The sequence below is a fragment of the Actinomadura xylanilytica genome (assembly GCF_030283145.1).
In the GTDB taxonomy this organism is placed as follows: domain Bacteria; phylum Actinomycetota; class Actinomycetes; order Streptosporangiales; family Streptosporangiaceae; genus Spirillospora; species Spirillospora xylanilytica.
Genome location: NZ_JASNWE010000005.1, coordinates 460,779 through 483,474, shown reverse-complemented (window position 1 = coordinate 483,474; position 22,696 = coordinate 460,779). Strand labels below are relative to the sequence as shown.

Sequence of the window (22,696 nt, the reverse complement as noted above, 5' to 3'; positions counted from 1 at the left end):
CAAAGCAACGCAGCCCGTCACCAAAGACGACCGACGTCAGGAGACCCGAGCAACCCCACTGCCCCTCTCGCGCTTACTTGGTCTGGCCCCCCAGATCGGCCAGGTTGCCGAACTGACCGGCCTCGGCATGCGCACCATCCGCCACTACGAAGAGGTCGGGCTGGCCCCGCCCACCGCCCGCTCGGCCGGCGGATTCCGGCTCTACACCGACACCGACGTCGCCCGGCTGCGGGTCATCATGCGGATGAAGCCGCTGGAGTTCACCCTGGAGGAAATGCGTGACCTGCTGGAGGTCCTGCACCGGCTCGACGACCCCGGCACCGGCCCCGCCGAACGCGAGCGTCTCCCCTGCCAGGTCGCCGCCTATCGCGACCGGGTCGACCAGCGCTGCGCCAAACTCCCGGCCCGCCTCGCCGGCGCCGAAGACTTCTCCACCGAACTCGGCGACCGCCTTGAAGCCGGCCGGCCCGCGCCACGCCCCTGACGCTCACCGGCCGCCGCGCCGTGCTCAGTCCGGCTCGCCGCAGGCCTGGGCGATCGCGGCCAGGACCTGCTGCCGGGCGGTGTCGGCGGTGCTGACTCCGATCAACGTGTAGTAGGCCAGCCCCTCGGTCAGCGCCACCAGCCGCACCGCCACCTCCCGCGTAGCGGCCACCTGCCGACCGCCGGTGCCGGTGCCGGTGGCCCGGTCTTGGGCGAGCAGGGCGCCGAGCCGGTTGTGCAACACCGCGTACTCGGCGCGCAGGCGGGCGGCAATGGCCTCGTCGGCCAGTGCCAGCGCACTGAAGGCCTGCCGTACCCGCAGATGGGTCCGCCTCGCCCGGTCGTAGGGGAGCAACTCGGTCAGCACCACCGTCAGCACGTGCCGCGCCGGAGCGCTCTGCAGGTCCTGGCCGACCAGCTCGCGGATCCGCTCCTCACTGAGCGCGTTGCCGCGTTCGAACGCCGCCTCGATGAGCTGCTGCTTGGCGGGGAAATAATGCTGGACGCGGCCCGCCGACACCCCGGCCCGAGCAGCGACCCGGTTCTGCGACACCGCCCCCAGGCCGTGATCGGCCACGATCGCCAGCACCGCGTCGGCAATCTGCGCCCGCCGCTGCTCGTACTCGGCCCCCATCCCGCGCGCCCGACGCTGCGCCACCAGCCACCCCTCACGATTACCGATGCGATCACATCGGATTGACCGGACTCCCCGTCGCGGCTAGCCTCCGCCATTAAATCAATGTAACCACATTGTTCTGATGGGAGGGCGATGACGCAGCCAAGCGACGCCCGGGACGCCCCCTCACGCAGGACGGCCGCCGGCGTACTGGCGCTGGCGTGTGCCGCACAGTTCATGGTCGTGCTGGATGTGTCGGTGGTGAACGTGGCGCTGCCCTCCATCCAAGCCGAGCTGCGCCTGAACGCGGCGTGGTTGCCGTGGGCCGCCGGCGCCTACGCCCTGGCCTTCGGCGGGTTCCTGCTGCTGGGCGCCCGACTGGCCGACCTGTACGGGCACCGCAAGGTGTTCACCGCCGGGCTCGCGCTGTTCACCGCCGCCAGCCTGGCCGGCGGCCTGGCGGGCAGCGGCAGCCTGCTGATCGCCGCCCGCGCCGTCCAGGGCCTGGGCGCTGCTGTGCTCGCCCCGATCACCCTGACCGTCTTGACCACCACCTTCCCCGAGGGGCCCGCCCGCGTCCGGGCGCTGGCGATCTGGACCGCCGTCAGCCTCACCGGCGGCGCCGCCGGCAACCTGCTGGGCGGCGCGCTGACCCAAGCCCTATCGTGGCGATCGATCCTGCTGATCAACGTCCCGATCGGGATCGTGGCCGCCCCCGCCGCCGCCCGCCTGCTCACCGCCACCGCCACTGCCGGCCGAGGCCGCCAACGCCTTGACGTGCCCGGCGCGCTGCTGGCGACCGCGGGTCTGACCGGCCTGACCTTCGGCATCTCCGAATCCCGGCACGGCCCCGGTGACCCGGCGGCGCTCACCGCGCTCGTCGTCGCGCTGGCCTGCCTGGCGGCGTTCGTCCTGGTCGAGGCCAGGTACGCATCAGCCCCGCTGATGCCACCGCGGCTGCTGGCCGCCCGACCGATCGCCATCGGCAACACCGTGATGCTGCTGGCTGGCGCCTGCTTCCAGATCCCGATGTGGTACTTCCTGACCCTCTACCTGCAAAACGTCCTGCGCTACTCCGCGCTGCAAACCGGTGCCGCGTTCCTGCCCCACACCCTGCTCACCCTGACCGTCGGCCTGCAGGTGACCCCGCGGCTGATGCGGCGCGTGGACTCCCGGACCCTGATCACCGCCGGCGCGCTGATCGCCGCCGCCGGGTTCTGGTGGCAGAGCCGCATTACCCCCGACAGCACCTACCTGACCGGCGTCCTCGGCCCGGCCATCCTCATTTCGGTCGGCGGCGGCCTGTTCAACACCCCGCTCACCACCACCGTCACCTCCGGCGTCCCCACCGCCGACGCCGGTGCCGCCTCCGGTCTGATGAACACCGCCAAACAACTCGGCGGCGTGCTGGGCCTGGCCGCCCTCACCACCCTGGCGCCCGGCACCAGCACCCAACCCCACACCCTCACCACCGGCTACGGCCACGCCTTCCTCGCCTGCGCCGCGCTACTCACCGCCGTCGCCGCCCTCGCCCGCACCCTCCCCGTCGCACACCCGACCCCGAGCCCACCAGCCCCGCCACCGCCGCGGGCCCCGCACCAGCAAGACCCCCAGCAAGCAACCTGACCCCAGGCACCCGCAGCCAGCCGCGCAGGACGACCGACCTACAGCCCAAGCAGTCGGTGCCCGCCTCGTGCCAGAGGAGTTCTCGATCGGGTGGTCGCCTGCCTCATGAGTGCTGAACACCTCGATCCCGAGTTCCTGGCCAGGGCGTGCACACGATCCTGCCGGGGCCGATGAACTGGCCTCCCAGGTCGAGGATCTCGCCGTCGGCCTCAACAACGCGGGTGCGCCCGCCGACCACCATCAGCGCTGACTCATGGTCTTTGATCATCAGCAGGTGATCTCGGGGTGACTGGCGTCTCGAGGCGATCTGGTCGAACTCTCCTGTACTCCCCCGGTGACCGCAGGCCCCTCAGCGCCTGAAGTGGGAGGGCTTGACCGCATCGGAACGAGAAGTCACGCCAGCGTCCGCCTAACGAGACTTTTCGAGTCACAGTTCCGATGCTGGTCGCCCCCCGCGTGCGGTTCAGGGGTTGATGGTGTGTTCGGTGAACTGGCCGCAGGAGCGGAATCCCAGGCGGCGGTAGACGGGTTCGCCGTCGGTGGACGCCTGCAAGACCGCGATGTGGTGGTCTCGGTCGCGGGCCGTGTGGAGTGCGGCGAGTGTGATGGCACCGCCGTAGCCGCGTCGGCGGTGGGTGGCCAGGGTGGAGATGTTGTAGATCCCGGCAACCCTCGCGTGATGAAACACCTCGGCCGAGCAGACCGGACGGCCGTCTATGTAGCCGACCAGGTAGCGGGCCGGACAGTGCGCGGCCAGTGCCTGCGGGGCGGCATGGGCGAAGAAGCGGTGGACGGTGTCAGCGGGCGGGGTCCAGTTCGCAGCGAGAACCGTGGCGTAGTCGGCGAGCTGTTCGGACGTGGCCACCGTCTGAATGTCCAGCCCTTGGGCGGCGGGCAGCGGCAGGCTGTCGTCCAGCTCGGCCCACATGGCTGTCTCGCGTTCGGATGCCGGAAGACCGGCCGCAATCAGACGGGCGGTGAGGTCTGGTGGTGTCGAAGCAGGTCCCACCCACCAGGAGAAACGGCGGCCGGTGCGAGCCAGCGTCCGGGCGGTCTCGGTGATACGTGCCGCAGCGGTGGCGGCGGTGAAGCGGGCCGCGGCAACGATGTTGAAAGTGTCGTCGTCCAAGCCGCTGTCGGCGACCAGGAGGTCACCAGTCTCCGTTACGGTCGCACCGGCCATACTCCGATGCAGGTGGCAGGCGTGTTCCGCCAGATTCCGCTCCATCCTATCCATCAAGTCGGCTTCATTGAGGAAATGGGCATTCATAGTGATCGATCCCAGCATGAATGGTCGAAGGTCGCACGTGATTTTGGGTCGTCCGCCGAGAGTGTCGCGCTGGCGACGTGATCCGGGCTGAGCGTGCAGGAGGGCTACCGCGCAGGCTCACCCGGGTGCGGCCTGTCGTCCGGGCCGCACTCTACTTCACAGATGTGCCGCTGCCAGGCTTTTGCCCTGTGGGCCCGTAGATTCCCGGGCTCGTGTAAGTGCGCGCCGCTGCGTGCCCGGGAACGGGTGCGCGGTGTCTACGCCTCAGAGGGCGGTGGCGAACTCGTCCGCGCCGGCCTGGAGGTTGCGGAACCGATACGCGACAACGGCATCGACCTTCTGGTGTCTCCGCCGGACTAGGCCCTCCGCTCCCGAACGTGTCCCCAGCCGCCAGGTAGCCAAGTGAAGGGTCACGGTTGCGGTTCGTGATCGTTGCAAGTCGGGTTTACCGAGCGGTAGTGCATCTCGGCCGTTCAAGGGTTTTTCCGACCTCGGGGGGCCGATCGAGCGAATGGGTGCATGGTGCGTCGGGAGTGGGAGCCGGAGGAGCTGATCGCGGCGTGGATGCTGCTGGACGGCGACGGGCGCGGGCCTGGCCGGTGAAGTGTCCGCCGGAGATGACAACATTCCACCACGTGATCAAGTCCGACGAAAACTTCACCTGGGCGGGCCGCTGCCCCGGGACCCTCGCGAGAACTACGCCGTGGCGATGGTGCGCGGCCTGTCCCCTCAGCAGCTCCTGGAGAGGCTGGGGCTTCTCTCGGTCGATCCGCCGCGCATCACCGGGGCCGAAGCCATGCACGAGCTGGACATGGACGAGGACGACGACCTGGTCGGCGTCTTCTCGATCGACGATTGGGCGGTGGCCTTCGAACCCGGCGCGTACCTGCTCGGCCACCGTGACAGGCTCACCCGGCTGTCGGCCGGCACCCGCCTGGTCTGCCACTCCAGCAGCGTCTATACCCAGGATCCGGCCATTCTGGCTCGAGGAGCGGCAGGGCACCGCCGTCACCGACCTCATGGACGCCATGCGCGCCATCGGCTTCCGGTTCATCGAGGACGAAGGCGAGGAGAACCCGATCGCCAAGGCGTTCGCGCTGGCAGAGCACATCACCGGTGTCCCCCTCACCGAGGGGAGGTTCGAGAAGGCGGTCTACCTGCTGGGCGCCGTGCCGAACTGACCGGCACCGAAGTGCGGCCGGGCCCCAGTACATCTGCCCCCACACCGGCCGGCCCCGCCTCGGCTACGAGGGGTGCGGCCGGTCAGGTGGCCCCGGGGTGCGATTCTCCGGGGCCACCCGACCGGCCGCACCCCCAGTGCGCGATCTGGGGCGTGGTCACGTGGCGGCTCCGGCGCGTTCCAGGACCCGGTAGAGCCGGCAACCGCCCCCGCCCACGCCCGCCGCTGGAGGTCCCTGGCAGCAGATCCGTGACCACCGCGGGCAGCTCCCAACAGCCCCGTCCGCGGCCCGTCGCCGACGCCAGGATGAGATGGGCAGCTGATCAGTTACCGGCCCAAGTGCAGAGCACTGTGGACATCAGTGCAGACGACTTCGGAAATCGACAACGCTCTACAAGCACGTCCCCGAAGCCAAAGGCCGGCCCCGCGCCATCAAGGCAACAGCCTCCCACGACGTCCTGGACGAGGCCGCTCCCTGAACTACACCAGCGCTGACCTGGGTGAACTCAATCGCGTGTACCTGCTGACACGGCTCTTACCGACACCCCTTGTCCCCGGGGTGGCCGTTTGTCGGGGTGGCCGCCGGCCAGCTGCCACCTCCACCAGGCGTGGGGGTCGTAGTCGCAGTACGGGTCGGGTGCGGCCGGATCGACGCGCCACAGATCTGCCTCGGGAGGCTCACAGGACACGGTGACGCCCGGCTCCCCGCGGTCCAGGAGGCGCAGCGCGTCCACCTGCTGGGCCGACAGCGGCGGCCTCACCTTAAAGTACCGGCCTCCATGGTCTGGCTCCAGATGGCGGCTGCGTGCGCCGGCCGCGATCAACGCCTCCACCATCCAGTCCCGCGACTCCACCGGCCCGGCGTGCACGTCGAATCTGGGTGAACGGGGATGCGCACGGCACGCAGTGGCAGCCGCGGCGAACACGGCCTGCTCGTCCGCCGCCTCCTCGCCGCCCGCCAGGGGCTGCCAGGGGTAGGCGGTCTTGAGCGTGGTCACGGTGTGGGCGCCGCGGAAAGCCTCCAGGGAGAACCGCCAGCCCTGACCCGCTTCCCACAGCAACGTCGACACATCGGTGTCCGCCTTGGCCAGATCGACCAGCTCGTCCAGACCGAAGAGCACATAATCGGGCGACAATTCGGGGCCGTTGGCGTTCTCGGGCCATACCCAGACACCCGCTCCACCGTCCAGGGCGAGTGCGCTGGCCAGCCGATCAGCAAAGTCCCAGAACTCGCCGTACCGCCAGGCGGTCGCCGGCGGCTGCCGCTGCTCGCGCCCTTCGGTCGGGTCCGTCACGACGTCACGCCCGGGGACGTCGTGGCGGTTCCGCCCGCGCGCAGCGTGCGGCTTTCCTGCGAAGTGACCTGGATATGCACCGGTATGTCTCCTTCGATGACCGAGACTGGCCGGAGGAACATAGCGGGCCCGCTTATCGATCGGTTTACGCCGAGGTCCGCGCCCGATCGCCTTCCCGGCCACCGGCTCTCGGTGGTGGACCGGCCGGCCCTGGAGCCGCGTGCGCCCACCGCCTGGTGGTGGGCGCACGCTGTGGCCGGGGTGGTGGAGATCAGGTGCGCTTGCGGCCCTTGCGGGGGAGGTTCTGGTCACCGGGAATGATCTGCCGACGGGTGGCGTCGGCCTGGTCCTGGATGGTGGTCAGGATGTGCGCGGGGAGGTGCCGGGCGCGGAAGTGGTCGACCATGCGGTCAAGGGTGGTGTCGGCGGCGGTGCGGTCGCCAGCCTTGGCGTGGACGGTGGCCAGGCGGCGCATGGCTGCGTTGAGGGTGATGTCGTTGAGGCCACCCGGGCCGGTGGAGGCGTCGACGGCGGCGGTCAGCTGGGTGACGGCGTCTTGGGTGTCGGGTTGCCGGATGTGAAGCCGGCCGTCGCGGATGTGCTGGTAGTGGCGGCCGGCGTTGGCGCCCTGGGCGAGGTGGGAGTAGACGGCCAGGGGGTGGTCGGCGAAGCGGTCCGACAGTTCGGCCAGGGCGGTGTTGCCCGATTGCAGGGCGGGTGAGTCCGAGCCCAGCAGCGCCATCAGGGTGCCGGCCTGGTCGCCCATGAGGAGTTCGCCAGCGTCCTGGTCGTCGCCGGTGCGCGGCAGCCGGATCCGAATGGTCAGGTCAGGTGAGACCACGCGGGAGCCGTCGGGTGCGGTGTAGAGGGCGCGGACGGTGTAGAGGCCGGGGTCGGTGAAGTACTGGCCGTCGGCTCCCGAGCCCAGGTAGGCCGACTCGTACAGGGCGGGCACCCCGGCGGTCAACGTGGTCAGGGTGTCGTCGCTGTGCCCGTTGCACTGGCGGGCCAGCGGCCGGAACGGCCGGGTGATGCCGGAGGGGGCGGTGATGGCGATGGTGAGGTATTCGCTCTTGGGCGACAGGTCGCGGTGCACGGTGACATCCCGGCCGTCGCGGGCGAGTTTGATCTCGACGGTGACCGGCTCGCCATAGGCGAACGGCCGGGCCGACAAGGTGAGGGCCAGGCCGGAATCGTCGGCGATCGGGTCGTCCATCGCGGCCAGCGCCGGGTCTTGGGTGTTGTAGGCGGCGCTGCCCTGCGCGGCCCAGTTGGCCCCGCCGGGGATGATGTCGTAGCGGAAGGCGTGCCGCAGGTGGGCGAGCTCGTTGGCGGTGAAGGTGAACGGGAACCGGCTCCAGAAGACGTCCCAGCCGCTACTGCCGTTCTCGGCGGTGTACAGGTTCCAGTACTGCATCCACGACAGGTCGCCACGGCCGTCTCTGGGGCCGAGCGGGGCCCCAGAGTCGTTCTTCTGCCACGAGTGCTGCAGGTTGAGGCAGTGGCCAAGCTCATGGACGTACAGGCCCAGGATGAAGTAGCCGGGCTCACCGCTGATCTGGTCGTAGAAGACGGCCATGCCCTGCCGCTGCTTGCCTTCGTTGACATCGAACATGACGCCCGTGTTGTCGTTGACGTGCCGACTGGCTACGAACGTCCACAGCTTCCACTGCTCGGTCTCGGCGTGGCCGGAGAAGTTGTGGAGCATCGCGGTGTGCAGTTCGGAGTCCGACCACCTCAGGTCGGTGCCGGAGTCGGCGGTGCCGACCTCGTTGACCGTGCCCGCGGAGCGCAACTCGATGCCCGCCTCAGCGAAAGCGGAGGCGATGGTCAGCTGCCGGTCGACGTAGTCGGGCGGGCCTGCCACCGCATCGGTGGCGGTGTTGTAGGAGGCCAGCGCGGCCCGGCCGGCCATCGCGTCGATCTCCAGGTCGACGGTACGCAGGTGCGCCGTTTCGTAGGGCAGAACGTAGGGGACGACGTTGCCGTCGTCGAAGCGCAGTTCCAGCCGCAGGGTGGGGGCGGAGGTGCTCTCCGCTACCCGCGGAATGGTGATCTTGGCGGTGCAGCCGACGTACGGTGGTTTCCACTGCACACTGCCGACGGCGGTCACCTCGGTGGCCGAGGCGGCGATGGCCGGCGCACTGACGCGGAAAGAGTACAGGAAGGACCGCGTCGCGCCGTTGAACTGGTCGATGTCGCCGCTGAACTGCCGCGTCGCGCCCAGGCCGTCCAGATCGACACGCACGGTGACCGGGTTGGGTGCGGCCGAAGTGGTCCAGCGGCCCACGATCGGCTTGTACTGCGTGGTGAATGGCGCGGGCAGCGCGGCCAGCTCGGGCATCAGCGTGGTGAGCGCGCCGGTCTTCTCCGGGCCGGTGTTCCAGTTGAACACGCACCCGTTGCCGCCCTTGATCAGCAGGCTGCGCTTGGCGCCCGACACGCCCGGCAGCGGCAGTACGTGGTCGTAGTCGCGCAGCCACTCGGCCGGCAGCTTTGCCCAGCCCGCGGTGGGCTGCGCGCCCTCGTAGATCCGGCACTCCCGGGTGCAGCCGTTTCGCCAGTCGATGGTGGCGACCCGGTCGTTCTTGAACACATAGGTCGTCCAATACGGCGACTCGGCCGTGGAGTCCATCAGCAGCGCGTCCACGCCCTCGCGGTAGCCGGCGGGCAGCATCGTGCCCCAGGCCGGTAGTCCGTCGGCGTGCCTCAGTTCGGTAACTGGGCCCTCGCTGCGGACCTTGGTGTCCCAGTGGTACCAACACACCCGGTCGCCTTTGAACAGCAGCATCTGCCAGGACCCGCCGGTCATCGGCAGCATCAGCGCGCCCTCACAGGCACTCTTGTACGGTTCGGGAATACCGTTCAGCTTCCCGCTGTGAATGCTCGCGGCGCCGATCGGCCCGTTGTGGTCCAGGCCCGCCGCGCTGGTCTGCGCCACCTGATCGCCGCGCACGAACATCGCTTTCCATGCCCCGGTCGGCAGTACCAGCGCCGAGTTGTACCCGGTGTTCTTGATCCGCATGAATCCCAAGAAGAGCAGCCCCTTTGCCGTGTCCCCGGTTTCCGTCGAACCGGGTCCTACGGCACTGTCCCCCCGCCTTCCCGAGAGGGCAACCCGCACCAAGGGCGCCACAATAAGGGACCGAAAACACAAGCCCCAAAACCACGCGCATTCCCCGGCAGGAGCGGTCAGCCCCCCACCGCCGAAGCGATCCGGCTACCACGACAGCACTTCCCGCCCGAGCGATGCACGCAAGTCGGCACAACGCGACACCGGGCTACTTCCGCCCGTCCCGGTCCATTCATCCGAATTAACCGCCCAGTCACCCAGCGTGCTCACATTGGTGTTTCACCCCAGACTCGGGCGAGGCTGCACGGGCGCCTGTTGACTGGAGTAGCCCGTGGGATCGGCCACCAAGACGCACCCACCACGGGCCGACACCGGTCATGACGCAATCGGGCCACTGATGGCGCGCTTTGCCGACAGGCCGGTCACCCTCGAACTCTGTCGCACGCGGTGATGGTGCGCGCAGCGCGGCCGAGTTCTTCAGGGACGCCTGACCATCCACTTCGCTCCTGGTGCGGCGATCCTTGCTCTCGCGGACCGGTGCGTTCATGGCCGCTCGGCTGAAGGGTCGGGGTTCTCGGATGAGGTCGGCCGCGCTTGGTGCGCGTGCAGGGCAAGGATGGCGGAGGCGACTTCCAGTGCGGTCTCGGCGGGGATCCGGGTGGGCAGCCCGTCGAGCACAATGCCACCGTCGGTGGAGGCGGTCTCGGCGAGGACCGCGCCGGAGGCGCCGATCCTGACGCCGGAGACGGAACCGATGTCCGTGATCGCGGGCAGGTGGGCGGCGATCTGAGACGCCGCTTCGGCCGTCACGGCACGGTGCTGGGCAAGGGCGGCGCGTTCGCGCTGGTTGTCGGCGGTGTCGCGGGCGGTGTCGCGGTCCCGGGTGAGGGCGGCGACCTCAGCCTGGCGGCCGGCGCGCTCGGCGGCCAGTTCGGTGCGGGCCGTGTCGGCGGCTGCGCGGGCGCTCTCGGCACCGGTCTCGGCGTGAGCCAGCTGACCACGGAGCGCTGCGGCGGCGTGCTCGGCGTGCTCGGCGCGGACGGTGGCCGAGCGGGCCCGGGCGTCGGCGGCGGCGGCCTGTTCGGCGAGGGCTTCGCGTCGGGTTCGTTCTTCTTCCAAAAGCACTCTCACCTGAGCGAGTTCCTCGCGGACCTGCCCCAGCCGCTGCTCGGCGCCGGCGAGTTCGGCGCGGGTGCTGTCGCGCTCGCCGCGCGCTTCGTCGCGGCCGTCGAGGGCCGACCGTGTCTCCCTCTCGGCTTGGTGGCGGGCCAACTCGTGAGCGGTGGTCAATTCTTCGGCGAGCCCGGCGCGGTTGTCGGCCGCCACCGCCGCCGCGCGGGCCTGGTCGCGTTCTCGTTCGGCCGTGGCGCGGGCCTCGGCCGCGCTCTCTTCTCGGCGCAGGGCCTGCTCCTGGGCAGCCTCGGCCTCGGTCGCCGCCGTGCGAGCCGCAGCGGTCTGACGTTCCAGTTCGGTGTTGCGGGTGGTGACGGCGTCCACAACCTCGTTGAGGCGGCCGGCACCCTCCCGCTCCAGGACGGCAAGATCTCGCAGGGCCGCCATGTGCTGGTCGAGTCGCTCTGCGAACGCGGCACGCTCGGCGGCGGCGCGGTCGGCGAACGCGCGCAGCCCGGCCAGCGGTTCGGCGGCGGCCGTGGCGGTGGCGGTCTTGCGCGCGGCGTCGGCCAGCGCCTTGCAGTTCTGCCCATCCGGCCCTTCGCCCGCCTGGTGGTAGCGCTGCGGGCGGCCGCCGCGGCGGGGGTTGCGGGGCGGCGGAAGCGGCTGCTGGCACCACTCGCATCGCGCCAGGGCCTTCCCCGCCGCGCCCGCGGCCCCGGACGAAGGCTCGCTGTCGGCCGGCCCGGAGCCGGTGACGGCTGAGGCATCTCCTGAATCATTCTCGATCACGACACGATCATAATGCCTTCACGTGAAACGTGGAACTAGTTTCGCGGTTTATTGTTCCGCGAAACTAGGCTACATGACAATGCTGATTATCATGTACTCGCATTGATCGTGGATGGCGGACCGTCTCCGCGCGGAATGAGACTGCCGATTGGGGTGCCGGTAAGAACCGTGTCTAGCCCCAAACGGGCCCGCGGTAGCGGATCAGTACGGTCAGGGGCTGGTGAGCCCGGCGGGGCGGCGTGGTTAGTTGCCGGGCGTCCTCTGCTGTTGAGCAGCTGTGATGCGGGTGGCGTACACCCGGTAGGCCTTGCTTTCGGCCGGCCCGGCGCCCTCGGCGGCGAGGGCTGCGCTCTGTTGCAGCGCGGCGTGGTGGAGTTCGAGCGGCATCGGCCTTGGGGACCAACGGGACAGCCAGTAACGCTAAGCACTTGATCATGGATGGCCGATAGCGCGTGACGGCCCTTCAGCGCCGAGCGTCGGTCACGAGGGAGCTGACGCGGCTCTCATACTCCAGCCGGGCCTTGCGCTGTGCCGGGATCGCCGGGTTGCCGTCAAGGGCCTGGCAGTGGGCGAGGAGTTCGCGGTGGACTGCGGGCGTGGCGCTGACACGCAAGGTGTAGCCCTGGCCGCGTCGTACGGTCACGCCGTGGTCGAGGGCGGCCCGCTCGGTGTCGTCCAGCTCGGTGGTGCGTAGGAAGTCGGCGACCTTGCCGGGCACGTCGAGCGTGACCGCCATCTCCGGGGCTGGGGTGTTTTCGCGGCCGGCGGCGGCGTGCTTGGGAAGGAGGTCAGTGACGGCTGTACGGATGGCCCCGCGGCTGACCTCGTGCTCGCGGGCCAGGGCGGCGATGGACTGACCGTCCAGGTACGCGGCGCGCACGTCGTCGGTCTTCCCGGCGGTGACGGCCGGGCGGCGTCCGCCTTTGTTTCCCTTGGCCTTGGCGGCCCGTAGTCCGTCGTATGTCAGCTCCCGTTGGAGGTCGCGCTGGAGTTCGCCGGCGGCTGCGAGAGCCTGAACCATGAACTTCACGGTGGACAACAGCTCTCCGGTGCGCGGGTGGCGTGCGGTGAGGTCCATCGCGGAGAACGCGCCGTCGTGGATGCGCAGGGCGAGCCGGTCGTGGTGGAGGACATCGAGCACGTCGAGGATGTGCTGGGTACCGCGGACGAGGCGGAACATCTCGGAGATGTGCACGATGTCGCCCGGCCGCGCGTAGGTCGGGCTTGGGGAACATCGGTACAGCGGTTGGCGCTGAGAACGATCATGGTTCCTGGGTGGCGGTCTCCGAGTTCGGGTGAGCCTGGCTCTGGAGTCGCTGGCGGAGATCGGCTTCTTCGGCTGTGAGCGGGTCGCCGGGGCGCCGGATGCGGACTCGGCGGGGGCGAGGGATGTCGTCGACGTCCTGGAGGTCGGCGAAGTCAGCGTGTGCCTGGGCGACGGCCTCGGGGTACGCCTCCTGCTTCTCGTGCTCGGCAAGCGCGCGGTAGACGCTCGCGACGCTGGGGGCCAGATCTTTGCGCTTGCCGGTGGGGATGATCAGGTCGGGCTGGATCTGCTCGACCGACTCGCCGTTCGCCCGGCGCCGGAGCACGGTGTGCAGCATGTCCTCGGTGATGACGGGCGGCCGGCCGCCGTGCTTGCCCTTGCGGGCCGCTGCGTCGAGTCCTTCGAGGGTCGACTCCCGGATGTTCTCCCGCTCGGTCTCCGCCATTGCCGCGAAGAACGCGAACAGCAGCCTTCCGGGCCCGCTCGGGTCGTACATCCCCGGCAGAGGTCCGGCGAGCATCTCCAGGACCAGGCCATGAGCGGTGAGGTGGTCGGCGAGTGCGGTGAGTTCGGCGGCGTCGCGGCCCAGGCGCTTCATCTCGTACACGGTGAAGATGACCCGGCAGTGCGGGGCGTGGGCCTTGATCTGGCGGGCGAGTGCGAGCGCGGCCTCGAACTGCGGGCGGACACGGACCCGGGTGCTGATCTTCTCGGAGAACACTTTGTCGCGCGGGATGCCGTGCTTGGTGAGGGCGTCGAGCTGCGACTGGAGTTCCTGGGTGAGCGTCGAGCACCGCGCGTACCCGATACGGATGTCGGCGGTCGGGGTGTCCGGCGCGAGGGCGAGCGGGACCGGGGTACCGGGGCGCCACGGCTGGCCGGGCCCGCGGTCGGCTGGGGTGGGCACGCGCAGGAGCTTGGCGAGCCGGGGCACCTTGGTGAAGCGGCCGGTGTGGTAGGTGCCGGCGACCGCCCCGGAGCGAGAGCGGCACGGCGAGCCGGGCTCGGCTCGGCAGCGCGGGCAGGGGTGGCGCTCGACATCGTCCGCGTCGCTCGCGGAAGCCTCTAGAGGGACCGTCATGGCACCGGAGACTGTCACAAACGATTCCCAGAAGTACCCCGAACCCACCTTTGAGTGAGAACGAGTTCTGCGAACCGAACCGCCGGTTCGCGATCACGGGGACGCTGTCGCTTTCAGAAGTCCTCTGCACAGATGTCAGAAGATCTCTTCACGTTGGCGGTTGACCGTCAAACCGCGAGGCCCGTGGCGTGGGTGTAGCGGTCCCACGTGGCGCCGAACAGATCCATGGGGGTAGCTGCAATTGCGGGAGTAAAAGTCGGGGCGTTGCTTGGTGATGATGTTGCCGACGTCCGCCGGACGGGCGCAACCGTCGTCGTCGGAGGCGGCCTCCACAGCCCGGAGTCCTGAAGCTACGGCGAGCCGCAGAACGCGCAGCCGCGCTCATGCACGCCTCCCTGACGGGCTTGCGGTCGGTCGGGAACGCGGGCGGACCTTCGAGGAACTGGACGAGGCGACCGCCTCGGAGATCCTCACCGACCTGGAGACCCCTTGCGAACGACGTAAATCGGGATGCGTGGTCGTTTGTCAGGGTGTGTGACTACGGTGAGAGCCCATGGCCGATCATCGAACCGCGGCGGACGAGGACGTCCTGCTGCTCCCGTCCAGCCTGCGCCGCCAGCTCCATCCCCGCCGCGGCGGGCACCCCGGCACCCGGATCCAGCCATTGCCTGCCGCCCCGACATGGATCCCGGAAAAGATCGCCAAGGAGCTGGGGAAGGACCCCGGCCTGGTGGACCGCCTGGCGGACCTGGACTGGCGCGACCGCGTCCGGCGGCACCTGGAGGGCGAGCCCGATCCGATGGGGGCCGCGGCGCTCAGGCTGTTGCTGGAGGTCGCGCCGAGCGCGCGGCGCGGCAAGGATCTGGGGAACTGGCGGCCGGTGGTCTGGAACATCGACGTGGACGGCTGGGTGCACGCGCACGGGGTGGCGTTCGCCGCGTGCGCGCTGGTCGAGACGGGCACTCTCGACTTCGAGGTGGAGGCTGCCGGGCGGGACTGGAAGCTGAGGCTCGACCGCGACGGCGCGATCCACTGGGACCTGGAGGTTGCCCAGCGCATGCGGATCCTGCTCGCCGCCGCGTCCGACGAGGAGTTCCAGGACGCGGTCGACCGGCTGGCGGAGCACCGCACGAACCCGGTCAGGAAGGTGCTCGTCTCCTACCTCGTGCCGACCCGCCTCGACTGGCTGGAGGAGTGCGGCGCCGACGACACCTGGGGGATCGCCTGGACGCTGCTGTGCCATACGTTCAGCACGCCGGGGCGACTGGCCCAGGAGGACGTGTTCAACAGGGAGAACTGCTCGACGGGCCTGTTCGTCACGCTCGCGGACGCCGCTGGTGAGGACGCCCTGCCGCTCTTCCTCGACGCCCTCGACCGTGACCGCGTCTACGGCAAGGAGAAGCGGCTGGTCGAAGTGATCGGCCTGATGCCGTACGACGGGGCCTTCCAGGCGCTGCTCGATCGCAGGAGCCGCCCCGAGGTCCCGACGGTCCTGGCGAAGGCGATGACGCGGTTCCCGGCGCGGGCGCTGCGGCTGCTGGCCGCCGGGCGGAGCGACCTGCTCGCCGAGCACGTCCGGGCGCATCCGGAGGTGACCGCCGCGCTGCTGCCGGACATTCCCGACGCGGAACGCGCCGCGGTCGAGGAGGTCATCGCCGCCGACCCGCGTGTTCCGGACGCGGCGCCGGACGAGCTTCCGCCGCTGCTGGTCGACCCGCCCTGGACGCGGAAGCGCAAGAAGGCCAAGCCCGTCGTCATCACCGGCCTGACGCCGCCGGAGGGGCGGGAGCTGGCCTGGCTCGACGGCGAACGCGATGCCTGGGCGGCTTCCAACCCCGTCCGCAACCAGTTCTGGCGGATCCCGGCGGACACCGACTGGGGCCTCAAGGTGAAGGAGTACCGGACCAGTGGCCGGAACTGGGACGACCTCTTCCCGCAGGGCCCCGAGGAGGTCGTCCGTCCTCTGCTCGCCGACTGGAAAGAACCGGAATACCACTACTGGTCCGAGGCGGACGTGCCGTGGGTGGGGTCCGTGCTGGGCCGGTACGGCACGGACGCGATCCCGTTGGCGCTGTCCGCCGCCCGGGTAGCCCCCGCGGCGTGCGGCAAGCTCCTCGGCCCCTGCCTCAGCGCCGACGTCGCGGCGTTGGCGGCCGCCCTACTGGCGAAGAAGGCGGGCCGCCGCCCTGCCGTTGCCTGGCTCGGCCGGCACGGCGTGGCGGCCGCCCGCTACCTGTTCGCGCCCGCGCTGGGCAAGGCCGGGAAGGACCGCCGGAACGCCGAGGCAGCGCTGCACGTCATCGCGTCCGACACCGGCATCGGGCCGGTCGTCGCGGAGGCCCGGGCAGCCGGTGACGAGGTGGGCGACGCGATCGAGGCGCTGCTGAACGCCGACCCGCTGGAAAAGCTCCCGTCCAAGATCCCCGTCCCGGGGGAATGGGCCGCGGTGGGCGCGCTGCCGCAGATCCTCTTGCGCGGCAGGGAGCGGGCCCTCCCGGCGGAGGCGGCCGGTCACGTGGTGACGATGCTGGCGATATCGAAGCAGGGCGAGGTGTACGCGGGTGTCGAAGCGGTCCGGGAGATGTGCGATCCGCGCTCGCTGGAGGACTTCGCCTGGGAGCTCTTCGAACGTTGGGAGCTGCACGGTTCACCGGTCCCGGACGGCTGGGCGCTGGCGCAGCTCGGCTGGCTCGGCGGAGACGAGACGGTACGGCGACTCACCCCGCTGATCAGGACCTGGCCCACCGCGGGCGGCATCCACAAGGCCACCGTCGGGCTGGACGCGCTCGGCACGATCGGCACCGAGATCGCCCTGATGCACTTGCACGGCATCTCGCGGAAGGCCCCGTCCAAGAGCCTCAAGCGACGCGCCCAGGACAAGATCCAGGAGATCGCGGACGGGCTGGGCCTGGATGCCGAGCGCCTCGCCGATCGGCTGGTCCCGGACTTCGGCCTGGACGCCGACGGCACGATGGTGCTCGACTACGGGCCGCGCTCGTTCACCGTCGGGTTCGACCACACCCTCACCCCCTTCGTCCTCGACGGGGACGGCAAGCGCCTCAAGTCGCTCCCGAAACCGTCCGCAAAGGACGACCAGGAGCTCGCCCCGGCCGCCCACCAGCGCTTCACCGCGGTCAAGAAGGAGGCGCGGAGCGCGGCGACCGAGCAGATCCGGCGGCTGGAGCGGGCCATGGCCACCCGGCGCCGCTGGACCGCCGCCGAATTCCAGGACCACTTCGTCTCCCACCCCCTGATCTGGAACGTGGCGCGCCGCCTGGTCTGGCTGGCAGACGGCCGCGGGTTCCGGATCGCCGAGGACCGCTCGTTCGCCAACGTGAACGACGACGCGCTCACACTCGCGGGCAGCGCGGAGATCGGCATCGCGCACCCGCTCGACCTCGGTGACGAGGTCAAGCTCTGGCGGGAAGTGTTCGAGGACTACGAGCTGTCCCAGCCGTTCCCCCAGATCGACCGGCCCACCTATGCGCTCACCGACGAGGAGTGGCAGGCCGGCCGCCTCATCCGCTTCGAGGGCACCACGGTCCGGTCGGTGTGGCTCTTCGGGCTGTCCTGGCGCGGATGGCTGCGCGAAAGCCCGCGCCTGCTCTCGCGCCCGCTGCCCGGCACCGGCCGCGCACTGGTCGAGTTGCATCCCGGCCTGGCGCCGCACGATCCGGAGGAGGTGCCCGAGCAGCGGCTCGCCGCCATCCGGCTGAACGGGACCGGGGACCTGGACCCGGTCGCCGTGTCCGAGATCATCGGCGATCTCGCGAGGATGCAATGACCGGTGGCAAGGACGAGGAGACCCTCGTCCTTGCCACCAAGCTGCGCCAGCTCAGGACCCTATCCGGAGAAAGTTTCTCGATCACTACCGGAACCCCGCACAGCTCAACGCCGTGATCCCTGCGCGGGCGCGCCCCGCGCGGGCGTTCCTGGCCCGCCCATCGGGCCCAGGCGTTCTCGACTTTGTCTTTCAGACGGACACGGAACTCCTCCGCAGGGGCGCGGGAATAGGTGTTCGGGCCGAAGGTCAGGACACGGCGCTCATCGACGGTCACCGTGGCCCCGGGGGTGAACTCAGAAACCTCGATTCCGCGACCGGCCGCGGCTTGTCAGTCGTTGAGATAGCGGTGCAGGGAGGTCTTGGGGATGCCGGTCTTGGCGGCGATGATGCCGAGGGAGTCGCCTTGGGCCTTGAGGAGCCGGGCGTACTCGATCTTGTCTTCGGGGTGGGCGACAGGGCGGCCGATCTGGCGGCCGGAGGCTTCGGCGACGGTGCGGGCGTGGGCGGCGCGTTCGGCCGTGAAGGTCCGTTCCATCTCGGCGAACAGGGCCAGCAGCAGGAAGGCGATGCGGCCCATGCCCTCGTCGGTGGTGTTGATCGGGAGTGGGTCGGCCAGCGACCGGACGCCGATGTTGTTCTCGGCCAGGTCGTGGACGAGGTTGAGGACCTCGCGCAGGTTGCGGCCGAGTCGGTCGAGGGTGTGCACGACGATGGTGTCGCCGGGCCGGGCATAGGCCAGCAGGGCGTTCAGGCCGTCGCGGTCGACGGTGGTGCCGGTCTTCTTGTCGACGTAGATCCGTTCGTCGCCGATCCCGGCGGCGGCCAGGGCGTCGAGCTGGCGTTCAAGGGACTGCCTGGTGGTGGAGACGCGGGCGTAGCCGAGTTCCATGCCGCCCTGAGAGTGATCGTTGCCGGTTCCCATACCCAGAGCGTACCGAAATTCGTCTTCGTACGCCCTTTCTGGAACGGATCTTGTGGGACGACTTTCGGAACGACTCGTGTCCGACGGTGTCGGCGGTGTTCTCCCGAACGTGACCCCAGGCCCAAAGTAGAGATCTCTGTGCAGGTCACAGGCTGTACACGGTGTCCGGCGTCCGGCCGGGTTTCGGTCCGGGTGCGGCGGGATAAGTCCGGCGCACCGCGCACCGGCGGGGCCGGATAACGGCGTGGCGCCGCCCCGGACGCGGTCGGATCTGTGAAACCGCCGCAGGTCAGGACCGGTGTCCGGCGGCGGCCGCGCGGGTCCGGCGCCGGTCGGGTTCGGACACTATGTCCACTCGCCCGTCACGCTCCGCCACTTTGGCCCTGGGGCCACGTTCGGGAGGAGGACGCCGTGTCCGGTTTCCCGGCCCGGGATCGGGACGCTGCGGGGTCGTTCCACTTCCTTGGAAGTGGAACGAACGGTCAGAGCAGATCCAGGCGGCCCAACTCGCAGGCGTCCGGCAGGAGCGCCTCCGGGATGCCCCAGTCGATCAGGAACCGCCGTTCCCGGTCGAAGTCCAGAAGAGTCCGGCAACGGTGGGTGAACAGGGCCAGTAGCTGGCGGGCGGTGGCCGACTCGGTGCGGGCGGCTTCGAAGACCGCCTCGGCGTCACGGCGGAACTGTGCCCACGGGTCACCGGTGGTGGCGGGTGGTTCTCCGTCGTAGACGGGCTGGTGCGGCTGGACGGTCAGCAGCGGGCCGAGGGTGCCGCGCGGGGTGATCGCGCCGGTCTGGGCCAGGTGGAGCGCGGTGGCGGCGGCGGTGAGCATCGCGTCTTGCTGGTGATCGCGCAGTTGTTCGTACGGTCGCCATACCGTGATGCCGCCGCGTGGCGGGCAGCCGCTGGCCTCCCATATCTGGTCCAGCATGCGCGCGGAGGCGGCGCGGATGCGGGAGGTGGAGATGCTCACCTCGTCGATGAGGGTGCGCAGGAGTCGCAGCCAGACCCCGAGGTGAACCGGACGGGCGGGCAGGGTGACGGTGCCGGTGGTCAGCGCTTCCCAGGTGAGCCGGTCGACGGCGGCGACGGGCTCGGGGGCCGGCCGGGCGGGGGTCGGCTCGCCCAGGAGGTGCCCGATGCGGACAGAGCCCTCGGGTTCCTGCAGGCACCCGTGGTCGGGGCAGCTGAGCATGAGCAGCAGCCCGGCCGTCAGCGCGACGCCACGGTCGGGATCGGCCGCGCACACCGGGCACACGCGGGGCGCCGCTCGGTGGGGTTCTCGATCCACCGGCATCCAGGGCAGCCACCGCCCGACGATGTTGGTGCCAGTCTCCCCGCGGCGCAGCAGGACCGAGTCCTGGCGGGCGTAGGTGGGAAAGGCATCTGGGCCCTCATCGGGGTCGAGCGTGTCGGCCAGCCAGGGCACCCACCGGCGATGGTCATCAACCGCAGCTCGGCGGGCTCGGTACCCGTCCGCTCGGCCAGGACCTCCAGGATCTCCGGCGGCGGGTCCCAGTCCAGCGCGTGCTGCTCCACCGTCGCGGCCAGCGCCGAGGCGGGGCCGAGGTTGTGGTCCAGCAGTTGCCGGACCGATAGGTCGTAGGGCTCGGTGAGCCGGGCGAGCCAGGATGACAGGGCCTCACCCGGCACGGGCGGCGGATGCAGCGGCCACCGCCGGGGCCTGCCGGATCTCACGCCAGTTCGCGTTCGAACAGGCGCCGTCGTTCGGTCGGCCCGGCGTAGTCCGCCATGAGCAGGGTGCGCTGGTTGATCGCCTCTTCGCCGGACTCGATCGCCGCGACGGCGGCGTCGGTGAGCAGCGCGGCCAGCTCGCCGATGGTGCCCTCGCTGCGGGCCAGCAAGTACTCGACCATCTCCGGGGCGGCCAGGTGGGAGCGGCGGCGCAGCGGGAACGCTGCGGCGAAGCTGGCCAGCAGCGCGCCGGCTTCGGTGTCGGGCTCCCAGCGCGGCAGCACAAAGGGAGCGAACCGGTTCTCCAGCTGGTCGTCGGAGCGGACGGCAAGGTAGGCGTCACGGGTGCCGACGCCCACCAGCGGGATCCGCAGCTCGTTGCCCAGGAACCGCAGCAGGTTGAGGAACTCGCGGCGCGCCTCGCCACGTCCGGCCAGCGCATTGTGCAGCTCGTCGATCACCAGTACCCGCACGCCCGTCTCGCGGAGCAGCCGCAGCGTCAGCTGCTCCAGCACCGGCAGCACCTGCCGCGGCCGCAGCGGCGCCCCAAGCGCGGACAGCAACGCAGTGTAGAAACGCGCCACCTTCGGATCCGAGGGCATCTGCACGACCAGGACCGGGATCTCCTCCCGATCAGAATGCGAAACCGGTGGATGGGTGCGGCGGAACTTCTCCACGATCATCGACTTGCCGTTGTTGGTCGGCCCGATCAACAGCAGGTTCGGCATCCGCTGCTTGGCCGGCCACGTCAACAGCTCCTCCAGCCGGGTGACGGCCTGAGTGGCGCGGGTGTACCCGATCCACCGGTCCGCCCGCACATAGGCCAGCCGCTCAGCCGCGGGCAGCCGCGCCACGCGCCGGGCCCCCTCATGCAGATGCGACAGATCCTCCGGGTCGCCGACCTCCAACTCCCCGGTCACCACTGCTCGATCACCTCGAACGGCTCGGCAGTTGCTCCCGCCGCCCGATCGCCCTCACCGGCTGGCGGCAGTGCCGGTGCCGGCACCGGCCGGGCTGGTACGGCCGAACGGCGCTGGGCTTGGCGCCGCGCCTTGCGGGTGGTGGCGGCCGCGGTTTCGGTGATCTGCCGCATCTGCTCCACCATCGCGAACAGCGCGTGCTCATCAACCTGGTCACGGCCTTGCTCACGCAGCCGGGCGATCGCGGCGCGCTGTTCCCACACGCTGATCGGCGGCCGTGACAGCGTCCGGTAGGGCAGCTGCACATAGGAGCCGCCGTCCGGGTCCAAAGCCCAGATCCGGGAGATGTCGCGCGGGTCGCGGCGCAGCACGAACTTCTCCAGCCGGTCGCGGCGGGCGATCCACGGCTTGAGCGCGTCGCTGAAGTACTGGACGTGGTCGATGGTGAACCCGGTCCGGGTCAACGTGCGGCGGACCACCGGCAGGAAGTCGACCAGGAACGCCGTCTCGCCGGCCACCGTGACCGGGCGGCCGGACTCGGCAACGCCCTGCTCCCACCGCCCGGCCGGGGTCTGCCGCAGCGTGCCGTGCACCTGCCCGTGGTAGGACGCCACCGCCAGGGCCAGCCACTTGTTCAGCTCGGCGACGGTCAGCACCGCGCTGGCCTGGCTGTCGTAGTCGCCGCGCTCGGCCGGGTTGGAGAAGGTGGTGCCGGGCAGCTCGTGCACCATCTCCATCATCGTGCCGATCAGCCGCTCGACGATCCCGCCGAAGTGCGGCAACCCCAAGGGCCGGTACTCCAGCGTGATCCCATGCTGGTCACAGCCCCGTCGCAGCGCCTCGCTCTTGAACTCCGCCGCGTTGTCCACGTGGATCATGCGCGGCTTGCCGCTCATCGGCCAGACCGCCTGCACCCCGAGCCGCTCCAGCCAGATCCGCTTGTCGGTCGCCGTGTGCGCCAAGCACAGCCCCACCGACAACGCCGACGGCGGCTCCAGCGTGACGACCAGCCCGACCACGCACCGCGACGCGACATCGATCGCCACAGTGACGTACGGCCTCCCGATCGGCCGACGGTACCGATCATCCACCACCTCCACATCGACCACCGTGTGATCCATCTGCACCTGCTCCAGCAGGCCCTCGACCACCGGCGGCTGCCCGCCCGCCGACCGCAGCGCACGAACCTGGTCCGCGCTCTCGCGCACCGAGGCGACCGCCACCGGGTCCAGCCCCTCGATCCGCCGCACCAGCGTGTTCCTCGCCGGGACCGGCAGCCCCCGGATCCGGCACTGCCGCACCACCTCGCGGTAGACCGCCGCCACCGACCGGCGCTGCCTGCTCAGATACCGCGCCCCGACAACCTCAGCCAGCAGCGCCTCCACCTCCGCCGGCAACCGGCCCCGCCCGCGCCCGCCACTTGAGGTCCCCGGCAGCAGATCCGTAACCACGCCTTCGCCCCGGCGCCACCGGCTCAACAGCGCATACACCTGCCGCCGGGAAATGCCCAGCTGAGCGGCGGCATCATCCGCCGCATCCACACCGACCCGCGACCGCAGCGCCAGCGGGCCGATCACCTCC

General features: G+C 70.3%; 15 protein-coding genes and 2 pseudogenes. 5 read left to right on the top strand and 12 right to left on the bottom strand.

All coding sequences use genetic code 11. The features are described from left to right. The first annotated feature begins 58 nt into the window (after positions 1–58). Positions 59–484, top strand: coding sequence for a MerR family transcriptional regulator (locus QP090_RS32040; protein WP_349666531.1), 426 nt, complete (start codon positions 59–61; stop codon positions 482–484). Positions 485–508: 24 nt separating this feature from the next. Here QP090_RS32040 and QP090_RS32035 read toward each other — a convergent pair whose 3' ends face one another. Continuing rightward, complete coding sequence (locus tag QP090_RS32035) at positions 509–1,141, bottom strand: TetR/AcrR family transcriptional regulator (RefSeq protein ID WP_285943387.1); 633 nt, start codon at positions 1,139–1,141, stop codon at positions 509–511. Positions 1,142–1,252: 111 nt separating this feature from the next. Here QP090_RS32035 and QP090_RS32030 point away from each other — a divergent pair, with 111 nt between their 5' ends. Beyond that, positions 1,253–2,725 carry an MFS transporter gene (locus tag QP090_RS32030; RefSeq protein WP_285943386.1) on the top strand — a complete coding sequence of 491 codons (1,473 nt, stop codon included), beginning with the start codon at positions 1,253–1,255 and terminating at the stop codon, positions 2,723–2,725. A 463-nt stretch (positions 2,726–3,188) separates the two neighbouring features. On the opposite strand, the gene QP090_RS32025 is transcribed toward QP090_RS32030, so the two are convergent. Continuing rightward, positions 3,189–4,013, bottom strand: a complete 825-nt coding sequence (locus QP090_RS32025; protein ID WP_285943385.1) for a GNAT family N-acetyltransferase — start codon at positions 4,011–4,013, stop codon at positions 3,189–3,191. Between the two features lie 586 nt (positions 4,014–4,599). Between QP090_RS32025 and QP090_RS37790 the strand changes: the two are divergent. Both QP090_RS37790 and QP090_RS37785 read left to right on the top strand, forming a co-directional pair. Continuing rightward, positions 4,600–4,941, top strand: a pseudogene (locus tag QP090_RS37790) (DUF6461 domain-containing protein); the annotation flags it as partial. Next, positions 4,895–5,176 carry a DUF6461 domain-containing protein gene (locus QP090_RS37785; RefSeq protein ID WP_432763096.1) on the top strand — a complete coding sequence of 94 codons (282 nt, stop codon included), beginning with the start codon at positions 4,895–4,897 and terminating at the stop codon, positions 5,174–5,176. The pseudogene QP090_RS37790 and the gene QP090_RS37785, both read left to right, overlap by 47 nt. Before the next feature lie 505 nt (positions 5,177–5,681). On the opposite strand, the gene QP090_RS32015 is transcribed toward QP090_RS37785, so the two are convergent. The 5 genes from QP090_RS32015 to QP090_RS31995 form a co-directional block, all read right to left on the bottom strand. Continuing rightward, on the bottom strand, positions 5,682–6,470 hold the full coding sequence (locus QP090_RS32015; protein WP_285943383.1) for a hypothetical protein: 789 nt from the start codon (positions 6,468–6,470) through the stop codon (positions 5,682–5,684). 271 nt (positions 6,471–6,741) lie between these two features. After that, complete coding sequence (locus tag QP090_RS32010) at positions 6,742–9,495, bottom strand: zinc metalloprotease (RefSeq protein ID WP_285943382.1); 2,754 nt, start codon at positions 9,493–9,495, stop codon at positions 6,742–6,744. A 591-nt stretch (positions 9,496–10,086) separates the two neighbouring features. After that, positions 10,087–11,448 carry a coiled-coil domain-containing protein gene (locus QP090_RS32005; protein ID WP_285943381.1) on the bottom strand — a complete coding sequence of 454 codons (1,362 nt, stop codon included), beginning with the start codon at positions 11,446–11,448 and terminating at the stop codon, positions 10,087–10,089. Between the two features lie 463 nt (positions 11,449–11,911). Beyond that, a complete protein-coding gene (locus QP090_RS32000; RefSeq protein WP_285943834.1) occupies positions 11,912–12,691 on the bottom strand; it encodes a recombinase family protein in 780 nt (259 codons plus the stop codon). A gap of 19 nt (positions 12,692–12,710) precedes the next feature. Then, on the bottom strand, positions 12,711–13,796 hold the full coding sequence (locus QP090_RS31995; protein ID WP_285943380.1) for a recombinase family protein: 1,086 nt from the start codon (positions 13,794–13,796) through the stop codon (positions 12,711–12,713). A 553-nt stretch (positions 13,797–14,349) separates the two neighbouring features. Between QP090_RS31995 and QP090_RS31990 the strand changes: the two genes are divergently transcribed. Continuing rightward, entirely contained in the window at positions 14,350–17,580 is a 3,231-nt protein-coding gene (locus QP090_RS31990) for a DUF4132 domain-containing protein (RefSeq protein ID WP_285943379.1), read from the top strand. A gap of 328 nt (positions 17,581–17,908) precedes the next feature. Here QP090_RS31990 and QP090_RS31985 read toward each other — a convergent pair whose 3' ends face one another. The 5 genes and pseudogenes from QP090_RS31985 to QP090_RS31970 all read right to left on the bottom strand — a co-directional run bounded on the left by QP090_RS31985 (position 17,909) and on the right by QP090_RS31970 (position 22,512). Continuing rightward, on the bottom strand, positions 17,909–18,502 hold the full coding sequence (locus QP090_RS31985; protein ID WP_285943378.1) for a recombinase family protein: 594 nt from the start codon (positions 18,500–18,502) through the stop codon (positions 17,909–17,911). Between the two features lie 482 nt (positions 18,503–18,984). Beyond that, the gene (locus QP090_RS31980) at positions 18,985–19,929 is read right to left on the bottom strand and encodes a hypothetical protein (protein ID WP_285943377.1); all 945 of its coding nucleotides are present in this window, start codon (positions 19,927–19,929) and stop codon (positions 18,985–18,987) included. 56 nt (positions 19,930–19,985) lie between these two features. Beyond that, positions 19,986–20,153 (bottom strand): annotated as a pseudogene (locus QP090_RS37780) (hypothetical protein); the annotation flags it as partial. Between the two features lie 41 nt (positions 20,154–20,194). After that, the gene (locus QP090_RS31975) at positions 20,195–21,115 is read right to left on the bottom strand and encodes a TniB family NTP-binding protein (RefSeq protein ID WP_285943376.1); all 921 of its coding nucleotides are present in this window, start codon (positions 21,113–21,115) and stop codon (positions 20,195–20,197) included. Continuing rightward, the gene (locus QP090_RS31970) at positions 21,112–22,512 is read right to left on the bottom strand and encodes a TnsB C-terminal domain-containing protein (protein WP_432763095.1); all 1,401 of its coding nucleotides are present in this window, start codon (positions 22,510–22,512) and stop codon (positions 21,112–21,114) included. Before QP090_RS31970 ends, QP090_RS31975 begins: the two co-directional genes overlap by 4 nt. Positions 22,513–22,696 lie beyond the last annotated feature (184 nt).

Excerpts from the sequence above, each read along its gene's own strand:
- QP090_RS32030 (WP_285943386.1), top strand. The coding sequence starts at position 1,253 with ATGACGCAGCCAAGCGACGCCCGGGACGCCCCCTCACGCAGGACGGCC.
- QP090_RS32025 (WP_285943385.1), bottom strand. The coding sequence starts at position 4,013 with ATGCTGGGATCGATCACTATGAATGCCCATTTCCTCAATGAAGCCGAC.
- QP090_RS32010 (WP_285943382.1), bottom strand. The coding sequence starts at position 9,495 with ATGCGGATCAAGAACACCGGGTACAACTCGGCGCTGGTACTGCCGACC.
- QP090_RS31995 (WP_285943380.1), bottom strand. The coding sequence starts at position 13,796 with ATGACGGTCCCTCTAGAGGCTTCCGCGAGCGACGCGGACGATGTCGAG.
- QP090_RS31990 (WP_285943379.1), top strand. The coding sequence starts at position 14,350 with ATGGCCGATCATCGAACCGCGGCGGACGAGGACGTCCTGCTGCTCCCG.
- QP090_RS31985 (WP_285943378.1), bottom strand. The coding sequence starts at position 18,502 with ATGGGAACCGGCAACGATCACTCTCAGGGCGGCATGGAACTCGGCTAC.